The organism is Streptosporangium sp. H13245 (assembly GCF_055690525.1).
In genome coordinates this window covers 1-930 of record NZ_JBSZKT010000080.1, presented here as the reverse complement: position 1 = coordinate 930, position 930 = coordinate 1, and the positions used below count along the sequence as shown (strand labels likewise).

Here is a 930-nt window from a genome sequence, read left to right as displayed (position 1 = left end):
CGGAATGCCCAGCACCCGGCTCGTCGACAACTCCACGATCATCTCGTTGCCCTGCTGCACCAGCTGGGTGCGCCGGTCCGACATCCGCTGCGCCAACCCCCGGGCGGCCACCAGCATCGCCAAAGTGGCGATGAACGGCACCATCCGCCCGTACGAGATCAGCAACCCGTTGACCAGACCCGCGCCCGTGCCGACCAGCACCGCGCACACGATCATCACGAACGGCCCGTAGGACTGGGTGGCCAGCGTGGTCGCCCACACCGACGCCAGCGCCATGATCGCACCCACCGACAGGTCGATACCCCCACCGATGATCACAAAGGTCATACCGACCGTGATCACTCCGATGGTCGCGGCCAGCGACAGGATGCTCACCATGTTGGAGGTCGTGGCGAAGGTGTCGGGCACCGTGACCAGGCCCACCACCGCCAGCAACACCAGCGCGACCACCAGCCCGAGATGGCGCGTCTCTCCGAAGCGGGCGAGCGGGCTCGCCACGACGGGTTTGCGGGCGGGCGCCTCGACGCGGTCGTGTTCGTCCACGGGCGGCTTCACCGGGGCACCGCCACGGCACCCGGGGCTCCGGAACGGAGTGAGATGACGTCCATGAAGACCTGTCGGTTCCTTTCGCTAGTCCCGGCGCGTCCGGCGTTCCCGGCGGGTACGGGGTCCCCGGCACACCGGGGGTTCCTGGCGGGTACGGGGTTCCCGGCGCGTCCGGGAGGCCCGGTGTGTCCGGGGTGCACAGGGGGTCGGGGAGTTCCGGGTCTCCCGGAGGATCCGAAAAACCCGGGAGGTTCGGGGAGTCCGGTGAGGGAAACGGTCACAGGGCACTCCCCTCCATGATCATGTCGAGGACCGCGTGCTCGTCCAGCTCACCGGCACCGGCCTCACGAATGACCCGGCCCTCCCGCAGAACCAGCACCCGAT

General features: G+C 69.0%; 1 protein-coding gene. It reads right to left on the bottom strand.

What is annotated here, in order from left to right:
* Positions 1–543, bottom strand: a 543-nt coding sequence (locus ACW9TB_RS39320; RefSeq protein WP_472753207.1) for an ABC transporter permease, incomplete at its 3' end; no start/stop codon positions are given.
* Positions 544–930: the final 387 nt, after the last annotated feature.